Below are 20,365 nucleotides of genomic sequence, written 5' to 3'. Positions count from 1 at the left end.
GGCGCGCCCGTGACCGACGTGGCCCCTGAAGCGAAAGACGTCGGCGTGAGCACCGAGGGCAAACCCGCCGCCCTGGCGGTGTGGATCCTGTTCGCCCTGACGCCCCTGACCACCGGCTTGACCGCCATCATCGGCGTGATCGTGGCCTATACCCAGAAGGCGCGCGCCGCCGATCTGGCGCGGGCCCATTTCGAGATGCAGATTCGGCTGTTCTGGTCGGCCCTGATCTGGATGGTGCTGTTCACCGTCGCCTGGTGGATCAGCCTGGCCCTGACCACGGTGGTGATCGGCATTCCCCTGGTCTTCCTGTTCTGGGCCGCGATCCTGCTGCTGGGCGCCTGGTTCATGGTCCGGGCCGTGGTCGGCGCCATGTCCCTGTCCGGCGACCGCGCCCCCTGAGACAAAAGCTGACGGGATCGGGAACGGCGACCGCTCCCATGGATTGCCGCTTGCGTCGGTTCGCCGACACAAGTCAGGAACGCATGATGACCGATTTCCGCGATGTCCGCGCCGAACAGCGCTTCGAACAGGGCTTCACCGACGCCGAGGGCGAGGTGCGCATCGTCTTCGCCGACTATGCGGTGCAGGACCGGACGCGGGTGATCCTGCACGTCGAGGCTCATCCGGCGCTGCGCGGCGGCGGGGCGGCGGGGCGGTTCATGCAGGCGCTGGCCGGCCACGCCCGCGCCGAGGGGCTGAAGCTCCAGCCCCGTTGCAGCTATGCGGTGCTGTGGCACCGTCGTCACCCGGAGTACGACGACGTCCTGGCCTGACCTGCCACGTCTGGTCGGCGCCCTAGTGAGCGAGGGCCTCAGCCGCCGCCATACCCGCCGATGATCGGCAGCACCTCGCCTGTGATATAGCTCGACATCTGGGGCGAGGCCAGGAAGACGAAGGCAGGTGCGATTTCCTCTGGCTGGGCCGGGCGCTTCATCACCGTCTGTAACCCGAATTTCGAGGTGGCCTCCGCGTCCTTGTCAGCCGGGTTCAGAGGCGTCCATACGGGCCCCGGAGCGACCACGTTCACCCGGATGGCCTTGGGAGCCAGATGGGTGCCGAGCGACCGGGCGAAGGCATGGATTCCGCCCTTGGTCATCGAATAGTCGAGCAGCGCCTCACTGCCCATGATGCCGGTGACAGAGCCCGTCATGACAATGGCCGCGCCCGGCTTCAGGTGCGGGACCGCCGCCTTCACCAGGTTGAAGTAGCCATAGAGATTGGTCTTCAGCGTCCGGTCGAAATGCTCGAAGGTAAGATCTTCCAGGGTCGCGACATGTTCCTGGAAGGCCGCGTTGGGCACCACGACATCCAGTCGCCCGAAGGCCTCCAGCGTCGCCTGAACCGCGGCCTCCGAGAAGGCGGGGTCGGACACATCTCCCTTCAACACGATGGCCCTGCGCCCCTCGGCCTCGACGGCCGTCCGGGTGTCTTCCGCGTCCTGTTCCTCATCCAGATGGCAGATGGCGACGTCGCAGCCCTCACGCGCGAACAGGACCGCCACCGCGCGTCCGATGCCGGAATCGCCGCCCGTGATGATGGCCGCCATGCCGTCCAGCTTGCCCGAGCCCTTCCAGAAAGGGGCCTCGTACATCGGCGCGGGATCGAGCTTGAACTCCTCGCCCGGTTTCTTCTGGTGCTGCTTCGGGAAGGGCGGCTCGGGGTATTTCCGCGCGCCCGCCTGAACGGCGCCCTCATTGCTCTCCCCGCTAGAGCTCTTGGCGTCGATCCCGGCCTGGATCTTCCGCTCCTGATCAGCGATCCTGTCGGCGCGGGCTTCGAAACGGTCGTCCATGGGGCTCTCCTGTGCTGGCAGGAGAACCCGAGGGAGGCGGAGACCGTTCCCCTGTGTCCAATGGCCGTCAGAGCGTCCGGCTGACGATGGCCTTCAGCGTCTCGGACTTGGACGGCAGGTCGGCGGCCAGTCGTCCGGCGATCTCGCGGGCGCCGACCGGATAGGCGTCACCGCCTTCCGCGATCTCCCGCGCCAGCGTGGCCGCCTGCATCAGCACCGCCTCCAGCGCCTCGACCTGCTCGACGGCGAGCGCCCGCGCTTCGAGTTGCAGGCGCTTCACGCGATCCGCCGTGGTCTCGGGCTTGCGCATCAGATCGTAGATTTCGGCCTCGGCCTTCACGAGGCGCAGATCCGGTTGTGCGGGCGGGGGACGCTTCGGCATGACAGGTACCTCCTGCAAAGCGAATGCAGCCTGACTCGCCGAGTTCCCGCGTTAACCGAGCGCGAGTCCACAAAAGCGTCGCTGTGGCTTTCCCGCCTCAGGCGAATCCGCGGTCAGGCCGCGTCGTCGCGGACGTCCATGCGGGCTTCGGCCTCACGCACGGCCTCGACGGCGCGATCCACCACCTCGATCCCCGCGCCGGCCTTCACGCCCTCGACCGTCAGGATGCGGCGGAAGGCCCGCGCGCCCGGGCGTCCATGCATGACCCCCAGCATGTGTCGGCTCATGTGGGCGAGGGGCGTCCCCTCCTCAAGCCGCGCCCGCAGATAGGGACGGTAGCGCGCCAACGCCTCATAGGCGTCAACGTCCGCCGTCGTCGCCCCGAACATCCGCCGATCCGCCTGTCCCAGCAGGGCGGGCTCGTGATAGGCGGCGCGGCCCAGCATCACGCCGTCCAGCTGAACTCCGTCGTCGGCGGCCATATGCGCCTCGGCCTGATCGAGGTCCGGGATGCCGCCGTTGATGCTGATCGACAGGTGCGGGCGCTCGCGCTTCAGGCGGCGCACCAGGGCGTAGTCCAACGGCGGGACGTCCCGGTTCTCCTTGGGCGACAGGCCCTTCAGCCAAGCCTTGCGGGCGTGGACGATGAAGGTGTCGATGCCGACGGCGGCGCTGGCGTCCACGGTGGCGAACAGGCTGATCTCGGGGTCCTGATCGTCCACGCCGATCCGGCATTTGACCGTGGCGGGCACCGAGACGGCCTCCTTGATGGCCGCCATGCAGTCGGCGACCAGCTCCGGCTCGCGCATCAGGCAGGCGCCGAACTTGCCGGACTGTACCCGGTCGGAAGGACAGCCGACGTTCAGATTGATCTCGTCATAGCCGTACTGCTCACCGATCCGCGCGGCCTCGGCCAGCTGCGCCGGATCGGAGCCGCCCAGTTGCAGGGCCACCGGATGCTCGACCGCGTCGAAACCCAGCAGCCGGTCACGGTCGCCGTGCACAACCGCCGGAGAGGTCACCATCTCGGTATACAGAAGCGCGCGACTGGACAGGGCGCGGTGGAACGCGCGGCAATGCCGGTCGGTCCAGTCCATCATCGGGGCGACGGACAGCCTGCGGTCCAGGGGCTTGGGCATTTCGGTCGGTGGGGCGTTCGGGCGGGAGGTCAGGAGCGCGCTATATAGGCGAGACCGTCCGCGAACGCGATGCGGCGCCCCGACGAGGGGAGCCGAAGGCCCGACCGGGTGACGGCCGGGCCTCCGTCTGAACCCAGAGCGAAATCGGTTGAGTTGGGCGCGCCCAACTCAACTCAGATTTCGCTCAAGCATATTTCTGGAGCCTGATTCACGGCATCAGCGGAAACGCGAAGCGTTTCCACTTCAGCCGATCAGGCTCTAGCGGATCGGCTGTTCCTCGATCGGCAGACCCAGGGCTTCCAGTTGCGGGCGGACGACCGAGGCGTCGCCGACGACGACCCAGACGAACTGATCCGGATGGATGTCGCGACGGGCGGCGGCGTCCATCTGGGCGGCGGTCAGGCCGCGGGTGCGGCTGGCCAGGGTCGACTGATAGTCGTCCGGACGACCGTACAGGGCGTTCGAACGCAGGGCGCTGAGGATCTGACCCGATGTTTCATAGCCACCGGCCAGCGACCGGGTGTTGCCGTTGATGGTCCGCTCCAGTTCCGAGGGCGAGACGCCGTCGGTTTCCAGGAAGCGTTCATACTGGGCGATCAGGGCCGTGATCGATTCACCGGTGCGGTTGGCCTGCACCGGCGCGTTGACGATGTAGGGCACGCGGTGCTCCAGCGTGTTCACGCTGCCGCGCACGCCGTAGGACCAGCCCTTGGTTTCGCGCAGGTCCGAGTTGATCCGCGACAGGAAGTCCGAACCCAGCGTCGAGTTCGCCGCGTTCAGCGCCAGCAGGTCGTCGGTGCCCGACACCGGCAGGACCGCGCCGCCGTAGATCAGCGATTGCGGCGACTGCGGACGGTCGATCAGGACGATCCGGTTGCGCGGCGCGGGGACGGCGGCCGAGAAGTCCTTGACGCCCTTCGGCGTCGAAGGGGCGCGCCAGTCGCCGAAGGCGGTCTCCAGCTGGGCCTTGATCTGGGTCAGCGGCAGGTCCGACACAACGAAGATGGTCGCGTTGTCCGGACGCACCCAGGCGTCGTGGGTCGCCACCAGATCGGCGCGGCTCAGGGCGGTGATGGTCGCCTCATCACCCGAACCGGTGAAGGACCGGCCATAGGGGCTGGCGTCGCCATAGATCAGCGGCGGCAGGGCGCGGGCGGCGATGGCGCCGGGGTTGGTGCGTTCGCTGGCCAGACCCGACAGGCGGGCGGCGCGGATGCGCTCGACTTCCGACGGCGCGAAGGCCGGGTTGCGCACGACGTCGGCCAGCAGGGTCAGGGCCGGGGCCAGGTTGGCGGTAACGGTCGACAGGTCGGCCGAGGTCCGGTCCATGCTGGCGCCGACGTTGACCGAAGCGCCCAGACGCTCCTGTTCCTCGGCCAGTTGGTTGGCGTTGCGGGTGGTGGTGCCCTCGTCCATCAGGTCCAGCATCATCGCCTGGGCGCCGAGACGGTCCGCGCGGTCGGCGGCGTAGCCGGCGTTGAAGTCCAGGGCGACGCGGGTCACCGGCACGGTGTCGACGTGGGCGTAGACCACCTCGATGCCGTTCGACAGGCGGGCGCGCTCGACGGCCGGGAAGACCAGATCCGGCACCTGGCCGATTTCCGGCATCGGCATGCGGGCCACGCGCTGGATCTCGGCGGCCGGGACAGGCGTCGCGCCCGACGGGGCCGCGGCGGCCTCGGTGTAGGCTTCGCGTTCACCCGGCGCGACGGTCAGGTCATAGACCGGACGGGTCAGCCAGCGCTGCATGGCGTCGCGGACCTGGGCCGGAGTGACCGAGGCGTAGGCCGCCAGCTCCTTTTTGTAGTGGTCCGGATCGCCCGTGTAGAGCTGACCTTCGGCCAGCACATTGGCCTTGCCGTTAACCTGCTCGAGGCTCTGGATCTGGCGGGCGACATACTGGGTGGCGACGCGGGCCACCTCTTCGTCGGTCGGGCCGTTGGCGATGAAGTCAGCGACGATGGCGTCCAGACGACGGCCCACTTCGGCGGCGTCCTGCCCCGGCTTCACGTTCACGCTGATGTCGAAGAAGCCGACCCGGTGGAAGTCCTGCATCGAGGACGACACCTGCACGGCGACCTGCTCGTCACGGACCAGCTGGTTGTCCAGACGCGAGGAAGCCAGGCCGCCCAGCACTTGGGCCGCGACGGCCAGCGGCACGGCGTCATCACTCAGCAGGCCAGGCACGGCCCAGCTGCGCGACAGGCGGGTGGTGGCGACGCGGTCATGCATGACCTGAACGACGGGCGCGCTCAGGGTCGGCACGTCGGCTTCGGCCGGGGTGTTCACCGGGCCGCGCGGGATGGCGCCGAAATAGCGGGTCATCAGGGTGCGGGCGGTCGCCTCATCGATATCGCCCGACAGAACGACCACGGCGTTGTTCGGGCCGTATTTGTCGCGGAACCAGTTGCGCACGGTCTCCAGGCTGGCCGCGTCCAGATCGGCCATCGAGCCGATGGTCGAGTGACGGTAGGGGTGGCCTTCCGGGAAAAGAGCCTCGAGGCGGGCGTACTGCGTCAGACCGTAGGGCTGATTGTCGCCCTGGCGCTTCTCGTTCTGGACGACACCGCGCTGCAGATCGAGCACGTCTTGGCCGACTTCCCCGAGCAGATAGCCCATGCGGTCGCTTTCGAGGAACAGGGCCTGCTCCAGCGCCGGGGTCGGGACGGTCTGGAAATAGTTGGTGCGGTCGAACCAGGTCGTGCCGTTCAGGTTCGACGGCCCGAGGTTGCGCATGCGGCCCAGATAACTGCCCGGAGCGTTCTCCGAACCGCCGAACATCAGGTGTTCAAACAGGTGGGCGAAGCCGGTCGAACCGGCGGGCTCGTCCTTGGAGCCGACGTTGTACCAGACCGAGACCGCCACGACGGGGGCCTTGCGGTCTTCATGGACGATGACGGTCAGGCCGTTGTCCAGCTGGAAGCGCTTCCATGGGATGTTGACCTCGGACACCAGCTGCGACACCGGCGCGGCCTGCAGCTCGGGCGCCTGCGCGGCGGCATGGCTGGCGTGGGCGGCGTGCTGGGCGAAGGCGATGGTCGGCGATGCGACGACAAGAAGGGCGGCAAGCGATACGGCGCGGAACTTCATCTACAGGGTCCTCGGAAACGAAAGCTGGGCGGACCTTAGCGGCAACCTCCGCAGACACAATCCTGACACCTTGCGAATGCGGCGACATACCGCGAACATCCGTCCGCAAGCGGGGGAAGCGCCATGGCGGGTTGCGGCCACCTCACCACCATCAACCGGGTCACGCCGCAGTCGAAGGGCTGCGAGGAGTGCCTCAAGACCGGCGGCTGGTGGGTGCATCTGCGCCTGTGCCGGAGCTGCGGCCATGTCGGCTGCTGCGACGACAGCCCCAGCCGTCACGCGACCGCGCACCACAAGGCGAGCCATCACCCGATCATCGAGGGCTATGACCCGCCCGAGGGCTGGGGCTGGTGCTATGTGGACGAAGCGTTCGTGGACCTTCCCGACCAGACGCCGCAGTTGGGCCCGATCCCGAAATTCTTCTGACCGGGGCCGGCGCGATCAGGCGCCGGCCTTTTCCCGTTCTTCCTCTTCCTCCAGCGCGTCGGCGGCTTCCTCGTTGAGGGCCTGACCTTCGCGGCGGGGCTTGATGTAGGGCTCGGGCTTGGTGGTGCGGATGTTGCCGCGCATCAGCGAACGCCCACCGGTGATGCCCTCGACCATCTGGATCGACAGCCGCTCCTCGTCGCGGCGGCGAACGTCTTCCAGCGTCTCCTGCGCCTGCTCGTGGGTGAAGCCCAGGTCGATCAGCACCTGATAGCCGAACACCAGCGCGCTCTCGAAGGTCTCGCGCATCTGGTACTCGACGCCCGCCTGCACCAGACGGATGGCGTGACCGCGGTCGTAGGCGCGCACGAACAGCTTGGTCAGCGGGAACTCAGCCTTGACGAGTTCGACGATACGATCGGCGATCTCGGGCTTGTCGACGCAGACCAGAATGGTCTCGGCCTTCTCGGCTCCCGAGGCGCGCAGCACGTCCAGCCGGGTCCCGTCGCCGTAGTAGACCTTGAAGCCGAAGTTTCCGGCGGCCTGGATCATCTCCACGTCCATGTCGATGATCGACACGTCCACGTCGCGGGCCAGCAGGGGCTGGGACACGACCTGGGCGAAGCGGCCGAAGCCAATGATCAGTACCCGCTCGCGCAGGTTCTTGGCCTTGTCGACGCCCTCAGCCTCTTCGGGGTTCAGGGTCTCGGCGGGCATGAAGCGGCTGACCAGAATGGTCGTGATCGGCGTCAGCATCATCGACAGGATGACCACCGCGCTGGCGATGGCGGCGATGCGGGCGTCGAACACGCCGGTCGCCAGGGCCGCGCCATAGAGCACGAAGGCGAACTCGCCGCCTTGGGCGAACAGGACCGCGCGCTCGACCGCCTCACGCTCGCTGGCCTTGAAGATGCGGGCGACGCCGTAGATGGCCACGGCCTTCACGGCCATGAAGGCGATCACCCCGCCCAGCACCACCTGCCACTCGGCCAGCACCACGGACAGGTCCAGCGACATGCCGACGCTGAGGAAGAACAGGCCCAGCAGGATGGCGCGGAAGGGCTCGACGTCCGCTTCCAGCTGGTGCCGGAATGTCGATTCCGACAGCAGCACGCCCGCCAGGAAGGCGCCCATGGCCATCGACAGGCCGCCGAGGTCCATCAGCCAGGCCGCGCCGACCACGACCAGCAGGGCCGCCGCCGTCATCACCTCGCGTCCGCCGTAGCGGGCCAGGATGCGGAACACCGGGTTCATCAGGAACTTGCCCGCCACCAGCACGATGCCGACGGCGCCGACGGCCAGCAGCAGGGTGCGCCACAGCGGCGGCCCGCCCTCGCCCGCCAGCCCCATGACCGAGGCCATGACGGCCACGATGGCCAGCAGCGGCACGATGGCCAGGTCTTCCAGCAGCAGGATGGAGATGGCGCGTCCGCCCTGCGGCGAGGCCATCTCGCCCCGCTCATCCAGCATCTGCATGATCACGGCGGTCGAGCTGAGCACGAAGCCCATGGCGGCGATGAAGGACACCGGCGCGCTGAGCCCCGCGGCCATGCCGGTAAAGGTCAGCAAAAGACCCGCGCCCAGCACCTGGGCGGCGCCCAGGCCGAAGATGTCCTTCCTCAGGCTCCACAACCGGGTGGGTCGCATCTCCAGCCCGATGATGAACAGGAAGATGACCACGCCGAACTCGGCGACGTGGAGGATGGTCTCCGGCTCGGTGAACAGGCCGACGCCGAACGGGCCGATTGCCAGACCGGCCGCCAAATAGCCTAGGACCGAACCCAGTTGCAGCCGCCGGAACAGGGGCACGGCGACGACGCCCGCCGCCAGCAGCGCCGCCACATGGCCCAGCTCGATTCCACCGGTCGCCTCGGCCATCGTGATCCCCTCATTCGCGAAGCCTCCATAGTGGGGGCTTGGCCGTTGAATCGCCACCCCGAACCGGTCGTCAGACTTCGTCAGGATCGGCCGCCACAGTTTGGCCCGACCGGGACCCGCCTGATGGCTCACCAACAAGGGGAGAGACGTGATGACCGAACGCCCGTTGAAGTCCGCCGTCGTGGTGGCGATGAGCGCCCTGATGACCATCGGCGCCGCGCCCGCGCCGACCAGTCCCGCGCCCCAGCGGAACCTCGCCCGAGACGGCGAAGTGACCCCGGCCAATTGCGAGGCGGTCGGTTTCAGCCTGCCGCAACACGCCCGGACCGGGGACGTCGTGGTCACCGGCACGCGGCTTCAGAGAAACGCGCCGACAGCGCCCGCCGCGCCCCCTCCACCGCCGCCTCCACCACCGCCGCCCCCTCCCCCGGCGCCCCAGCGTCCTCCGGTGGCCATCGCGCCGACGGAGATGAACGACATCGTCGTCTCCGCCAGCCGGGATCGGATGGCGGCCCCGCCTCCGGGCGCGGTCCAGGGCTACCTGGCCACCGTGCCCCCCATGTCGAACTCGGTCGTCTCGCCGCGACCGGTCCCGCCGCGCCCGGACACCGAACGCTATCCCGACGCCACGCCAAACCCCGTCCGTCGGGTCGCCGACGAGCCGGTCTCGACCTTCTCCATCGATGTGGACACGGCCAGCTATTCGAACGTTCGCCGCTTCATCGACGAGGGCCGCGCGCCGCCCGCCGACGCCGTCCGGGTCGAGGAGCTGATCAACTATTTCGACTACGGCTACGCCGCCCCGGCCTCGGCGCGGGAGCCGTTCGCCGTCAGCACCGTGATCGCCGCCTCGCCTTGGTCGCCGGGCCGTCAGATCGTGCACGTCGGCCTGCAGGGCTATGAGCTGCCCGCCGGCGAGCGCCGCCCGCTGAACCTGACCTTCCTGGTCGATGTGTCCGGCTCGATGGGCAGCCCCGACAAGCTGGAGCTGGCCCAGAAGGCGATGAACCTGATCATCGACCGGCTGCGACCGCAGGACCGCGTCTCCGTCACCTACTACGCCGAGGGCGCCGGAACGACGCTGGCCCCGACGCCGGGCGACCAGAAGCTGAAGCTGCGCTGCGCCGTGGCCAGCCTGCGCGCCTCGGGCGGCACCGCCGGGGCCACCGGCATGACCAACGCCTATGACCAGGCCCAGCTCAACTTCCGCCGCGACCGGGTCAACCGGATCCTGATGTTCACCGACGGCGACTTCAACGTCGGCCAGACCGACAACCAGCGGCTCGAGGACTATGTCGCCGGCAAGCGGGAGACCGGCATCTACCTGTCCGTCTACGGCTTCGGCCGGGGCAACTATCAGGACGAGCGGATGCAGACGATCGCCCAGGCCGGCAACGGAACGGCGGCCTATGTCGACGACCTGAACGAAGCCCGCCGCCTGTTCGGCCCGATGTTCGACCGGGGCGCCTTCCCCATCGCCGACGATGTGAAAATCCAGGTCGAGTTCAACCCGGCCCGCGTCGCAGAGTATCGTCTGATCGGCTACGAGACCCGTCTGCTGAACGAGGTCGACTTCAACAATGACCGCGTCGATGCGGGGGAGGTCGGCTCCGGCGCTTCGGTGACGGCCCTGTACGAGATCACCCCCGTCGGCGGCCCCAGCCAGATCCCCGAGCGCCGCTACGACCAGAACCGCATCGGCGTCGGCGGCGGCGATCCCTCCGGCGAGATCGGCTTCGTGCAGGTCCGCTACAAACTGCCCGGCCAGACCAGCTCGCGCCTGATCCAGCAGGTGGTGTCGAACCGCGGGCAATCGGCCGCCTCGGCCCAGCCGCCGGAGAGCACGCGCTGGGCCATCGCGGTCGCCGCCTTCGGCCAGCGCCTGCGCGGCGATCCCTGGATGCCCGCCGACTACGGCTGGGACGAGATCGTCGAACAGGCCCAGGGCGCGCGCGGCGAGGACGTCTACGGCGAACGGGCGGAGTTCGTGCAGATGGTCCGGGCGGCGGCCACGGTCCGGGTTCGGACGACGCCGTAGCCGTTTCCCGCCACCACTGACATGGCGCGGCGGGAGAGTTGGTCTAGGCTGCCCTCGTGACCGAAACGATCAGCCTCAGGACCGCCCGCCGCATCGCCCTCGCCGCGCAGGGGTTCGGCCGTCTCCGCCCCGCCGCGCCCGACCGCAAACACCTCCGCGACCTCGTGCGGAAGCTCGGCGTGGTGCAGATCGACAGCGTCAATGTGGTGACGCGCACCCACTACCTGCCGGGCTTCTCGCGCCTGGGCCACTATCCGCGCGAGGCGCTGGAGGCCGAGGCCTGGGGGCCGAAACGCAGCCTGTTCGAATACTGGGGCCACGAGGCGTCGCTGATGCCGATGGAGCTTCAGCCCCTGTTCCGCTGGCGCATGCAACGAGCGCAGGAGGGCGCCATGTGGACCGGCATCGCCCGCTTCGGTCGCGAGAAGCGCGACTACATTGATGGCGTTCTGGCCGAGATCGAACGGCGCGGCCCCGTCACCGGCGGCGACTTTGCTGAGGGGCCACGCGGCCAACCCGGCTGGTGGTCATGGTCCGACGGCAAGCGCGCGCTGGAATGGCTGTTCTGGGCCGGAATGATCACGACCAAGACCCGCAACGGCTTCGAGCGGGTCTATGACCTGACCGAGCGCGCCCTGCCCGCCCGCATCATCGACCTGCCGACGCCGGACGAGGCGGACGCCCAGCGCGAACTGGTCCGCATCGCCGCCCGGGCTCTGGGCGTGGCGACCGAGGCTGACCTGCGCGACTGGTTCCGCATGCCGGTGGCCGAGACGAAGGCCCGGATCGCCGAACTGGTCGAAGCGGGCGAACTCACCCCGGTGCAGGTGAAGGGCTGGCGGCAGATGGCCTATCTGGCGCCCGGCGCGCGGACGCCGCGCAAGGTGACGGGACCGGCCCTGCTGTCGCCCTTTGACAACCTGATCTGGGCGCGCGAACGGACCGAGCGGCTGTTCGACGTCCGGATCCGGCTGGAGATCTACACCCCCGAGCACAAGCGCACCCACGGCTACTACGTCCTGCCTTTCCTCGAGGATGAGGCGATCACGGCGCGGGTCGATCTGAAGTCGGATCGCAAGGCCGGAACCCTGTTGGTGCAGGCAGCGTGGCGCGAGCCGGACGCCACGCCGGACACCGCCGCGCGACTGGCGGCCGAGCTGAAATTGATGGCGGGATGGCTGGGGCTTGAGCGCGTGAAGGTCGTCGGCAAGGGCGATCTGGCGCAGGCGCTGGAGGCAGCGATCTAACCTCTCCCTCACTGCTATCGTCATCCCCGGGGGCGCGAAGCGAACCCCGGGACCCAGCGGCGCGCGTGAGCGCGAAGGTGTCGAGAGAGCCGGTGTTTCGGCTTCGATCTTCAGTGTTTCGCCGCCGTCGCGGCGCCGCTGGGTCCCGGCGTTCGCAGGGATGACGATAGCGATTTGAGGCATACCTCTTGATTAAGTGGACACCAGTGTCCACTTAGCCGCAACCATGGAACGCCCTCTCCGAAAAGACGCCGCTGATCGACGCGCCGCGCTGCTGGACGCCGCCCGCGCGGTGTTCGCCGAGGAGGGCATCGACGCGCCGCTGGATCGCATCGCCGAACGGGCGGGCGTGGGGCGGGCGACCCTCTACCGGAACTTCCCCGGCCGGACCGAGATCGCGCTGGCCGTGCTGCTGGATGACGTGGCCGAACTGGGCGAGGTCTTCGCCGAACCGACGGCGCCCGACGCCTTCCTGAAGTTCCTGATCGACCTGTCGGCCCGGCTGGTGCGCAACACGGCGCTGGGCGGGGTGGTGCGGGCTTCGCCCTCGCCGGACATCCTGACCCCGCTGCGTCAGGCCATGGTCAAGGCGGCCATGCCGTCGCTGAAGGTTTCACAGGACGCGGGGGTCGTCAGGGCCGATCTGAAAGCCTCCGACATCCGGGTTCTGGCCGCCATGCTGGGCGGCGGCATCCATAACGCCAAACCCGCCGAGCGGAACGCCATCGCGCGTCGAACGCTGGAGCTTGTGCTGGACGCGGTGAGGGCCGCGGCAGGAGACGGGGCATGAGCCGCCGGAACTTCAGTCTTCCGTGGGCGGAGTACGTCCAGACGCTGAAGCCGCACGAGCGGCCGATGTTCCCCGGCTCGCCCGCCACGCCGGATCACACCCTGCCCTACCGCTTGGCCTATTTCGCCGTCGGCATGCTGGTGACCGCCACCGGCGGGATCGGCGCGGCCATGGTCACCGCCAACACCCAGCAGCTGGCCGGGGCGCTGGGCGTCTCCCTGACCGAGGCGGCGTGGCTGCCGGTCGTCTTCGTCATGACCAACGCCTGCATGAACCTGCTGCTGGTCAAGTTCCGCATGCAATACGGCCTGCGCCTGTTCGCCCAGATCTTCCTGATCGCCTACGCCCTGATCGGCGCGGGCGCCCTGTTCTTCGAGGACTATCAGTCGACCCTGATCGTGCGGGCCTTCGCCGGCATGGCCTCGGCGGCCCTGACCACGCTCGGCGTCCTCTACACCATCCAGGCCTTCCCGGCGGCGCACCGGCTGAAGGGGCTGGTGCTGGCCATCGGCGCCTCCAGCCTTGCGATCCCGGCGGTCCGCATCTTCTCCAACCATCTGGTCGACCTGTCCGAATGGCGCGGCTTCCACGTCTTCGAACTGGGCCTGTCCCTGCTGTCGCTGGCCGCCGTCTTCGCGCTGAAGGCGCCGCCGTCCGAGCGCTTCAAGGCCTTCAGCCCGATGGACTTCGTCACCTTCGCCCTGTTCGCCCCGGGGATCGCCCTGCTGTGCGCCGTGCTCGGTCTGGGCCGGATCGTCTGGTGGACCGAGGCGGCGTGGATCGGCTGGGCGCTGATCGGCTCCATCGTTCTCCTGACCGCCGCCCTGGTGATCGAGTACAATCGCGAGACCCCGCTGATAAACCTGAAATGGATGGCGGGCCCGGACATCATCCGGCTGGCGCTGATCATCGTCGGCATCCGCGTCGTGCTGTCGGAGCAGACCTACGGCGCGGTCGGCCTGATGACCCAGATGGGTCTCGGCCCGGACCAGATGCACGGTCTGTTCTGGCTCATCCTGATCGCGACTGTCGCCGGATCGGTGACCAGCGCCCTGACCATGAACCCGGCCAAGCTCTACAAGCCCATCGCCATCGCCCTGGCCCTGATCGCGGTGGGCGCATACCTCGACTCCCATTCCACCGTCCTGACCCGACCCGGCCAGCTGTATTTCAGTCAGGCCCTGCTGGCCTTCGCCGCCGCCTTCTTCATCGGCCCGGCGATGATGAGCGGCGTGGTGCAGGTGCTGCAGAAGGGCGCCCAGAATTTCGTCAGCTTCATCGTCATCTTCGGCATCGGCCAGAACGTCGGCGGCCTGCTCGGCTCAGCGGTGGTCGGCACGATCCAGACGGTGCGCGAGAAATTCCACTCCAACCAGCTGTCGCAGCAGATCAACCTCGGCGATCCCGACGTGGTCCAGCGCCTGCAACAGCTTTCCGGCGCCTATGCCCGCGTCATCGGCGATCCCGCCCTGCGCACCGCCGAGGGGCAGGTCCTGCTCCAGCAGCAGATCAGCCAGCAGGCCCATGTGCTGGCCTACAACGACGTCTTCCTCCTGATCGCCGTCTTCGCCGCCATCGGCTGCGTCTGGGTGACCTTCCACCACTTCCGCCCGCGCATCGCCGCCCGCCGCGCCGCGCGACAGGCCGCCAATGCCGAGGCGACCGCCGCCGCGGCCGCCGCCATCGACTGACCCCCTTCACGATCCGACCAACACCCCATGACCGACACCACCGCCCCCGCTTCCCCCGCCCCTCAACCCGCGCCCCAGCCCGCGCCGCCGCCTCCGGCCGCCGTCCCGGCGGAGCCGCCGCGGAAGCGCGTGCTGATCAGCGTCCTGCTGGTCGCCGTCGCCATCGTCGGCGTGCTGCTGGTGCTCTGGGCCTGGCGGTTGCCGCCCTTCACCTCGGGCGTCCAGCACACGGACAACGCCTATGTGCGCGGACAGGTGACGGTGATCGCGCCGCAGGTGAACGGCTATGTCACCTCGGTCGAGGTGCAGGACTTCCAGACCGTGAAGCAGGGGCAGTTGCTGGCCACGGTGGATGACCGCATCTATCGCCAGCGGCTGGAGCAGGCGCAGGCGCAACTGCATGCCGCCGAGGCCGCCCTGGCCAACTCGACCCAGAGCCAGAATTCGGCACGCGGCTCGGTGGCGCAGAGCGCCGCCAGCATCGCCGCCGCCCGCGCCAACGTCGCCAAGGCGCAGGCTGACCACAACCGCGCCCGCACCCTGTTCGAGGGTGGCTGGGTGGCGCAGGCGCAGGTGGACGTGACCCGCACCGCGCTGGAGGCCGCCCAGGCCCAACTGGCCGCCGCCCGCGCCGCCACCGGCATCGCCGAGACTGGCGTGACCTCGGCCATCGTCAGCAAGGGCTCGCTGGAGGCCGCCGTCGAGAGCGCCCGCGCCGCCGTGCATCTGGCCGAGATCGACCTGTCCAACACCCGCATCGTCGCCCCGCGTGACGGCCGTCTGGGTGAGATCACCGTGCGGCAGGGCCAGCAGGTCGCCGTCGGCACCCAGCTGATGGCGCTGGTCCCCGACCGCATCTGGGTGACGGCGAACTACAAGGAGAACCAGCTGCGCGACATCCGCGTCGGCCAGCCGGTCGAGCTGTCGGTCGATGCCCTGGGCGGTCGCACCCTGACCGGCAGGGTCGAGCAGATCGCCCCGGCGACGGGCTCTGAGTTCAGCGTCATCCGTCCGGACAACGCCACCGGCAACTTCACCAAGGTGGCCCAGCGGGTGCCGGTGCGCATCGCGCTGGATCCAGGACAGGAGGGGCTGGATCGCCTCCGCCCCGGCCTGTCGGTGGTGGCGCGGGTGGATACGCGTGGGAGGAATCAGGGCGTGGGGCTTAGGAGTGCGACTACGCCCTAACTCCTAAGCCCTAATTCCTGCTCCTTAGACGTCGAACTTCACCCCCTGCGCCAGCGGCAGGGCGGAGGAGAAATTCACCGTCTGGGTCTGGCGGCGCATATAGGCCTTCCACGCATCAGAGCCGGACTCACGACCGCCGCCGGTGTCCTTCTCGCCGCCGAAGGCCCCGCCGATCTCGGCGCCGGACGGGCCGATGTTGACGTTGGCGATGCCGCAGTCCGAGCCCCACGCCGAGAGGAATTGCTCGGCTTCGCGCACGCTGTCGGTGAAGACGCAGGACGACAGCCCCTGCGGCACGGCGTTCTGCAGTTCGACCGCCTGATCGAAGTCCGACCAGGTCAGGACATAGAGGATCGGGGCGAAGGTTTCGTGTTCGACCACCGCCGTCTGGGCGGGCATGCGGACGATGGCGGGTTTGACGTAGCCGCCCTCCGCCTCGACCCGACCGCCGCCGGTGATGATCTCGCCGCCCTGCTGCACGGCCTGTTCCAGCGCGGCCTCGAAGGCCTCGACGGCGGGCGTGTCGATCAGCGGGCCGACCAGCGTCCCCGCCTCGCGCGGATCGCCGATGGGCAGGGTCTCATAGGCGGCCTTCAGCCGGGTGATCAGGGTGTCGGCCACGCCCTCATGCACCAGCAGGCGGCGCAGGGTGGTGCAGCGCTGGCCCGCCGTGCCGACCGCCGAGAAGGCGACCGCGCGCACGGCCATGTCCAGATCGGCGCTGGGCGTCACGACCATGGCGTTGTTGCCGCCCAGTTCCAGCAGCGATCGGCCCAGGCGCGCCGCGACCGTCTGCGCCACAGCCTTGCCCATGCGGGTCGAGCCGGTGGCCGAGACCAGCGGGATGCGGGCGTCGGCGGCCAGGGTCTCGCCCGCCTCGCGCCCGCCGATGACCAGTTGCGACAGGCCTTCCGGCGCATCGCCAAATCGGGCTAGCGCCCGCTCGAACACCGCCTGCGTGCCCAGCGCCGTCAGCGGCGTCTTCTCCGACGGCTTCCAGATCACCGGATCGCCGCAGACCAGCGCCAGACAGGCGTTCCATGCCCACACCGCCACCGGGAAGTTGAAGGCCGAAATCACCAGCACCGGCCCTAGCGGCTGGTACGTCTCGCGCATGTGGTGCCCGGGCCGTTCGCTGGCCAGGGTCAGGCCGTACAGCTGACGCGACAGGCCGACGGCGAAGTCGCAGATGTCGATCATCTCCTGTACCTCGCCGAGGCCTTCGGAAACGATCTTGCCGGCTTCCAGCGTGACCAGCCGGGCGAGGTCTTCCTTGGAGGCGCGCAGTTCCTCGCCGAACAGGCGGACCAGTTCGCCGCGACGCGGTGCCGGCACGCGCTTCCAGGCGTGGAAGGCCTCGACCGAGCGGGCGACGACAGCGTCCAGATCGGGCGTCTCTGCCACCGACCCGGCGCTCGATCCGTCGATCGGCGAACGGGTGGGCAGATGGCCGTTCCAGACCGCGCCGTGGACGCCCAGTCGTTCAAGAATGGCCTTTGCCTCGTTCGCCGCCGTCATCATCGCTCTCCGTGATCCGGTGCGGCTGTAGCCCGCCGACGCGCCCGGCGGAAGCGGAACCGCCGCGCCGAACGAGGGTTCTGTGGGGCGTCCCATTCAAGGAGAGACCCCGATGAAGGTACGCGATCTGATGAGCAAGGATGTGCAGGTGGCCCGTCCCGGCGATACCCTGCAGGAGGTCGCGCGGCGGATGCAGGCGGGCGGCTTCGGCTTCATGCCCGTGGCCGACGGCGACACCCTGATCGGCGCCATCACCGACCGCGACATCGTCGTGCGCGCGGTGGCCGGCGGCGCCGCCACCACCTCGCCGGTGGTCGAGTTCATCACCCGTGATCCCTACACCGCCCGCGCCGATGACGACCTGAAGACCGTGCTGGACGCCATGGGCAGCCGCCAGATCCGCCGCCTGCCGGTGCTGGACAAGGACAACCGTCTGGTCGGCGTCGTCTCGCTGGGCGACCTGTCCACGCGGGTGAAGGAAAAGTACGCGGGCGAAGCGCTGGAGGACATCTCGCGCAACTGAGGGGAAAGCGGGCGTTAACGCCCGCTTCACCCTTTCGCCAAACGCGCTGTTCATCCGCCGGTCGCATGCTGCGCTGTCGCAGTACGGGAGCGGATAATGGCGCGCGCGCAATTCCAGAAGGGCCAGAAGGTCTGGGTCGAGTGCGTCGGCGCTTGGGCCCAGATCGAGAAGGTTCAGCCCGTATGGGCCAAGGGCTTCGAGGAGCCGGTGCGTGTCACCTATGACGTCGGGCTGGGACGCGAGTTCCTGGGTCACGAACTGCTGCTGCCGGTCGAGGATCCTGTCGCCGATCTCGGCCAGAACTGGCGGCTGATGCGCGCCCGGAACAAGTGGCAGGCAGCGGAGGACACGCCGCATCACCCCTTCCCCGGCACCTATCCCGTCGTCGTCACCGACAAGGCGGACTGGGGCGGCTGGCGCGTGCCGGGCGCCGAATATGACCGCGACCCCGAGCAGATCGAGTTCCAGGCCCGGCTGATCGCCGCCGCGCCCAGGCTGATGGCGCTGGCGACCCAACTGCTGGCCTCGGTGGACGAAGCCCCCGACGATGCGCCGCCCGAGATGCGCGCCCTCGCCCGCGAGGCCCGGACCGTGCTGAAGACCATCACCGACGTCCTGGCCGCGCCCACCGTCGAGACCGCCGCGCCATCCACGATTCGAGCCGCCTGAGGCCCACGCGAATCGGCGTTCGGCGCCGGAGTGCGACTCTCGCGACTCACTCGGTTCAAGAATGTTGAGTGAGGGTTAACCCTGCTCGACACGAATCCGCGACGCAGCCTAGATTCGGGGCTCGTTGTCGAATCGTCCGGGAGAGCGCCTTGCGGGGTGAGGAACGCCGCATATCACCACAGGGACGGCGCGCCTCCGACCGCGAGCGCGGCGCCCCTGCGTGGTTGCGCATCTCCATCCTTGCGCTGGCGCTGGCGATCACCGCCCATGTGCTGCTGGTCGCGCGCGATGTCGCGACGCCCCAGAACGCCTCGTCCGGCTTCTCGCTGGGCGACCTGTGGGTCTTGGGGCCGCCGATCGCCATCGGCCTGTTCACCCTCGTCCTCGTCATCATCATGCAGCGGCGCCAGATGGGCATCAGCCGTGAGTGGGCGGCGTCCGAGCGGCGCTTCCGCGGCGCGGTCGAGGCGGCCCAGTGCGGCGTCTGGGACTGGGACGTCGATGCCGGTCAGGTGATGATCTCCGACTATATGGCCAGCCTGCTGGGGCTGGAGCGCAGCGGCTCCCTGCCCGACAGCGTGATCATGGAGCGCATCCATCCCAGCTATCGCGACGCGGTCCAGCACGCCCTGCGTCAGGCCCAGACCTACGGCGCCTTCGAGGTCAGCTTCCCGGTGCCGGACGAGAACGGCCGCGCCCGCTGGATCGACGCCCGGGGCCAGGCGCGCGGCGAGCGCGGTCAGGACGGCTTCACCTCCATTCTCGGCATCGCGCTGGACACGACCGAGGCCCGCCGCGCCAAGTCCCAGGCCCAGGCCGCCGAAGGTCGCCTGCGTGACGGCATCGAAAGCGTGTCGGACGCCTTTGTCCTGTTCGACAAGAACGGACGGATGATCCTGTCCAATCAGGCCTTCCAGGACGCCTTCGGCTTCGAGGAGGGCGTGGTGCGCAAGGGCGCCTACAAGCAGGACCTGAACCGCATCGCCGCCCTGGCCATCAAGTCGGACCAGCCCGCCGCGGGCGGCCGCGCCGGCGCGCGCGAGGTCGAGCTGGTCGATGGCCGCTGGCTCCAACTGGTCGAGCGCTTCACCTCGGACGGCGGCTCGGTGGTCACGGCCGCCGACATCACCGCCATCAAGCAGAAGGAAGCCGAGCGCCAGCGCGCGGTCGAGCGTCTGCACATGACCATCGCCGAGCTGGAGGACCGCGAGGAGAAGCTGTCCCTGCTGGCGCGCAAATACGAGGTCGCCATGACCCGGGCCGAGGCCGCCAACCAGGCCAAGTCCGAGTTCCTGGCCAATATGAGCCACGAGCTGCGAACCCCGCTGAACGCCATCAATGGCTTCTCCGAGATCATGGCTGGCGAGCTGTTCGGTCCACTGGGGCACGACAAGTACAAGGGCTATGCGGGCGATATCCTGAAGTCCGGCCAGCACCTGCTGAGCCTGATCAACGACATCCTCGACATGGCCAAGATCGAGGCTGGCAAGTTGACGCTGCACTATGAGCAGGTATCGCTGAAGGAGGTGGTCGAGGACGCCACCCGCCTGATGCGCGGCAAGATCCAGGAGGCCGGGCTGACGCTGCGGGTCGAGGCGCCGGAACTGCCGGACATCGAGGCCGACCATCGCGGCCTGAAGCAGGTGGTCCTGAACCTGATCTCCAACGCGGTGAAGTTCACGCCCGAGGGCGGCGACATCGTCGTGGCCCTGAGCCAACTCGACGCCGGGCGGGTTCAGGTGGCGGTGACCGACACCGGCATCGGCATCGCGCCGGAAGACCTGGCCCGTCTGGCCCGCCCGTTCGAACAGGTCGAGGGCCAGCACTCCAAGACGACGCAAGGCACCGGCCTGGGCCTCGCCCTGACCAAGTCGCTGATCGAACTGCATGGCGGCGAACTGCTGATGCAGAGCCAGCCCGGCGAGGGCACCACGGTCAGCTTCGACCTGCCGATCCGCCGTCCGGGCAGCGCCCAGCAGGCCAAGGCGGCCTGA

Annotated in this window: 17 protein-coding genes; 11 read left to right on the top strand and 6 right to left on the bottom strand. The window is 68.9% G+C overall.

What is annotated here, in order from left to right; all coding sequences use genetic code 11:
* The first annotated feature begins 9 nt into the window (after window positions 1-9).
* Entirely contained in the window at window positions 10-399 is a 390-nt protein-coding gene (locus tag ACTIEF_RS13440; protein ID WP_439472647.1) for a hypothetical protein, read from the top strand.
* A gap of 86 nt (window positions 400-485) precedes the next feature.
* Window positions 486-773, top strand: a complete 288-nt coding sequence (locus ACTIEF_RS13435; protein ID WP_439472646.1) for a GNAT family N-acetyltransferase — start codon at window positions 486-488, stop codon at window positions 771-773.
* A gap of 38 nt (window positions 774-811) precedes the next feature.
* On the opposite strand, the gene ACTIEF_RS13430 is transcribed toward ACTIEF_RS13435, so the two are convergent.
* The 4 genes from ACTIEF_RS13430 to ACTIEF_RS13415 form a co-directional block, all read right to left on the bottom strand.
* A complete protein-coding gene (locus ACTIEF_RS13430; protein ID WP_439472645.1) occupies window positions 812-1,792 on the bottom strand; it encodes an SDR family oxidoreductase in 981 nt (326 codons plus the stop codon).
* Between the two features lie 67 nt (window positions 1,793-1,859).
* The gene (locus tag ACTIEF_RS13425; protein ID WP_439472644.1) at window positions 1,860-2,174 is read right to left on the bottom strand and encodes a hypothetical protein; all 315 of its coding nucleotides are present in this window, start codon (window positions 2,172-2,174) and stop codon (window positions 1,860-1,862) included.
* A gap of 113 nt (window positions 2,175-2,287) precedes the next feature.
* Complete coding sequence (gene dusA / locus ACTIEF_RS13420) at window positions 2,288-3,313, bottom strand: tRNA dihydrouridine(20/20a) synthase DusA (protein WP_439472643.1); 1,026 nt, start codon at window positions 3,311-3,313, stop codon at window positions 2,288-2,290.
* Between the two features lie 258 nt (window positions 3,314-3,571).
* The gene (locus ACTIEF_RS13415; RefSeq protein ID WP_439472642.1) at window positions 3,572-6,403 is read right to left on the bottom strand and encodes a M16 family metallopeptidase; all 2,832 of its coding nucleotides are present in this window, start codon (window positions 6,401-6,403) and stop codon (window positions 3,572-3,574) included.
* A 123-nt stretch (window positions 6,404-6,526) separates the two neighbouring features.
* On the opposite strand from ACTIEF_RS13415, the gene ACTIEF_RS13410 reads away from it, so the two are divergent.
* A complete protein-coding gene (locus tag ACTIEF_RS13410) occupies window positions 6,527-6,829 on the top strand; it encodes a UBP-type zinc finger domain-containing protein (protein WP_439472641.1) in 303 nt (100 codons plus the stop codon).
* Between the two features lie 15 nt (window positions 6,830-6,844).
* Here ACTIEF_RS13410 and ACTIEF_RS13405 read toward each other — a convergent pair whose 3' ends face one another.
* Complete coding sequence (locus ACTIEF_RS13405) at window positions 6,845-8,707, bottom strand: monovalent cation:proton antiporter-2 (CPA2) family protein (protein ID WP_439472640.1); 1,863 nt, start codon at window positions 8,705-8,707, stop codon at window positions 6,845-6,847.
* 151 nt (window positions 8,708-8,858) lie between these two features.
* Between ACTIEF_RS13405 and ACTIEF_RS13400 the strand changes: the two genes are divergently transcribed.
* From ACTIEF_RS13400 to ACTIEF_RS13380, 5 genes are all read left to right on the top strand, one after another.
* The gene (locus tag ACTIEF_RS13400; protein ID WP_439472639.1) at window positions 8,859-10,745 is read left to right on the top strand and encodes a vWA domain-containing protein; all 1,887 of its coding nucleotides are present in this window, start codon (window positions 8,859-8,861) and stop codon (window positions 10,743-10,745) included.
* A 56-nt stretch (window positions 10,746-10,801) separates the two neighbouring features.
* The gene (locus ACTIEF_RS13395; RefSeq protein WP_439472638.1) at window positions 10,802-11,992 is read left to right on the top strand and encodes a winged helix-turn-helix domain-containing protein; all 1,191 of its coding nucleotides are present in this window, start codon (window positions 10,802-10,804) and stop codon (window positions 11,990-11,992) included.
* Between the two features lie 226 nt (window positions 11,993-12,218).
* Window positions 12,219-12,782: a TetR/AcrR family transcriptional regulator gene (locus ACTIEF_RS13390; protein WP_439472637.1), complete on the top strand. Its 564-nt coding sequence runs from the start codon at window positions 12,219-12,221 to the stop codon at window positions 12,780-12,782.
* On the top strand, window positions 12,779-14,473 hold the full coding sequence (locus ACTIEF_RS13385; RefSeq protein ID WP_439472636.1) for an MFS transporter: 1,695 nt from the start codon (window positions 12,779-12,781) through the stop codon (window positions 14,471-14,473). Before ACTIEF_RS13390 ends, ACTIEF_RS13385 begins: the two co-directional genes overlap by 4 nt.
* 27 nt (window positions 14,474-14,500) lie before the next feature.
* On the top strand, window positions 14,501-15,661 hold the full coding sequence (locus tag ACTIEF_RS13380; protein WP_439472635.1) for an HlyD family secretion protein: 1,161 nt from the start codon (window positions 14,501-14,503) through the stop codon (window positions 15,659-15,661).
* A gap of 24 nt (window positions 15,662-15,685) precedes the next feature.
* On the opposite strand, the gene amaB is transcribed toward ACTIEF_RS13380, so the two are convergent.
* Window positions 15,686-17,179, bottom strand: coding sequence for an L-piperidine-6-carboxylate dehydrogenase (gene amaB, locus ACTIEF_RS13375; protein ID WP_439472634.1), 1,494 nt, complete (start codon window positions 17,177-17,179; stop codon window positions 15,686-15,688).
* A gap of 112 nt (window positions 17,180-17,291) precedes the next feature.
* Here amaB and ACTIEF_RS13370 point away from each other — a divergent pair, with 112 nt between their 5' ends.
* From ACTIEF_RS13370 to ACTIEF_RS13360, 3 genes are all read left to right on the top strand, one after another.
* Window positions 17,292-17,702: a CBS domain-containing protein gene (locus ACTIEF_RS13370; RefSeq protein WP_439472633.1), complete on the top strand. Its 411-nt coding sequence runs from the start codon at window positions 17,292-17,294 to the stop codon at window positions 17,700-17,702.
* Between the two features lie 96 nt (window positions 17,703-17,798).
* Window positions 17,799-18,371, top strand: a complete 573-nt coding sequence (locus ACTIEF_RS13365; RefSeq protein WP_439472632.1) for a hypothetical protein — start codon at window positions 17,799-17,801, stop codon at window positions 18,369-18,371.
* A gap of 224 nt (window positions 18,372-18,595) precedes the next feature.
* Window positions 18,596-20,365, top strand: a complete 1,770-nt coding sequence (locus ACTIEF_RS13360; RefSeq protein ID WP_439472631.1) for a PAS domain-containing sensor histidine kinase — start codon at window positions 18,596-18,598, stop codon at window positions 20,363-20,365.

The sequence above is a fragment of the Brevundimonas sp. genome, from assembly GCF_051858995.1.
Classification (GTDB): Bacteria; Pseudomonadota; Alphaproteobacteria; order Caulobacterales; family Caulobacteraceae; genus Brevundimonas.
This window is presented reverse-complemented; position numbering and strand designations above follow the sequence as displayed.

Excerpts from the sequence above, each read along its gene's own strand:
- ACTIEF_RS13435 (WP_439472646.1), top strand. The coding sequence starts at position 486 with ATGACCGATTTCCGCGATGTCCGCGCCGAACAGCGCTTCGAACAGGGC.
- ACTIEF_RS13430 (WP_439472645.1), bottom strand. The coding sequence starts at position 1,792 with ATGGACGACCGTTTCGAAGCCCGCGCCGACAGGATCGCTGATCAGGAG.
- ACTIEF_RS13425 (WP_439472644.1), bottom strand. The coding sequence starts at position 2,174 with ATGCCGAAGCGTCCCCCGCCCGCACAACCGGATCTGCGCCTCGTGAAG.
- dusA (WP_439472643.1), bottom strand. The coding sequence starts at position 3,313 with ATGCCCAAGCCCCTGGACCGCAGGCTGTCCGTCGCCCCGATGATGGAC.
- ACTIEF_RS13415 (WP_439472642.1), bottom strand. The coding sequence starts at position 6,403 with ATGAAGTTCCGCGCCGTATCGCTTGCCGCCCTTCTTGTCGTCGCATCG.
- ACTIEF_RS13410 (WP_439472641.1), top strand. The coding sequence starts at position 6,527 with ATGGCGGGTTGCGGCCACCTCACCACCATCAACCGGGTCACGCCGCAG.
- ACTIEF_RS13405 (WP_439472640.1), bottom strand. The coding sequence starts at position 8,707 with ATGGCCGAGGCGACCGGTGGAATCGAGCTGGGCCATGTGGCGGCGCTG.
- ACTIEF_RS13400 (WP_439472639.1), top strand. The coding sequence starts at position 8,859 with ATGACCGAACGCCCGTTGAAGTCCGCCGTCGTGGTGGCGATGAGCGCC.
- ACTIEF_RS13390 (WP_439472637.1), top strand. The coding sequence starts at position 12,219 with ATGGAACGCCCTCTCCGAAAAGACGCCGCTGATCGACGCGCCGCGCTG.
- ACTIEF_RS13385 (WP_439472636.1), top strand. The coding sequence starts at position 12,779 with ATGAGCCGCCGGAACTTCAGTCTTCCGTGGGCGGAGTACGTCCAGACG.
- ACTIEF_RS13380 (WP_439472635.1), top strand. The coding sequence starts at position 14,501 with ATGACCGACACCACCGCCCCCGCTTCCCCCGCCCCTCAACCCGCGCCC.
- amaB (WP_439472634.1), bottom strand. The coding sequence starts at position 17,179 with ATGACGGCGGCGAACGAGGCAAAGGCCATTCTTGAACGACTGGGCGTC.
- ACTIEF_RS13370 (WP_439472633.1), top strand. The coding sequence starts at position 17,292 with ATGAAGGTACGCGATCTGATGAGCAAGGATGTGCAGGTGGCCCGTCCC.
- ACTIEF_RS13365 (WP_439472632.1), top strand. The coding sequence starts at position 17,799 with ATGGCGCGCGCGCAATTCCAGAAGGGCCAGAAGGTCTGGGTCGAGTGC.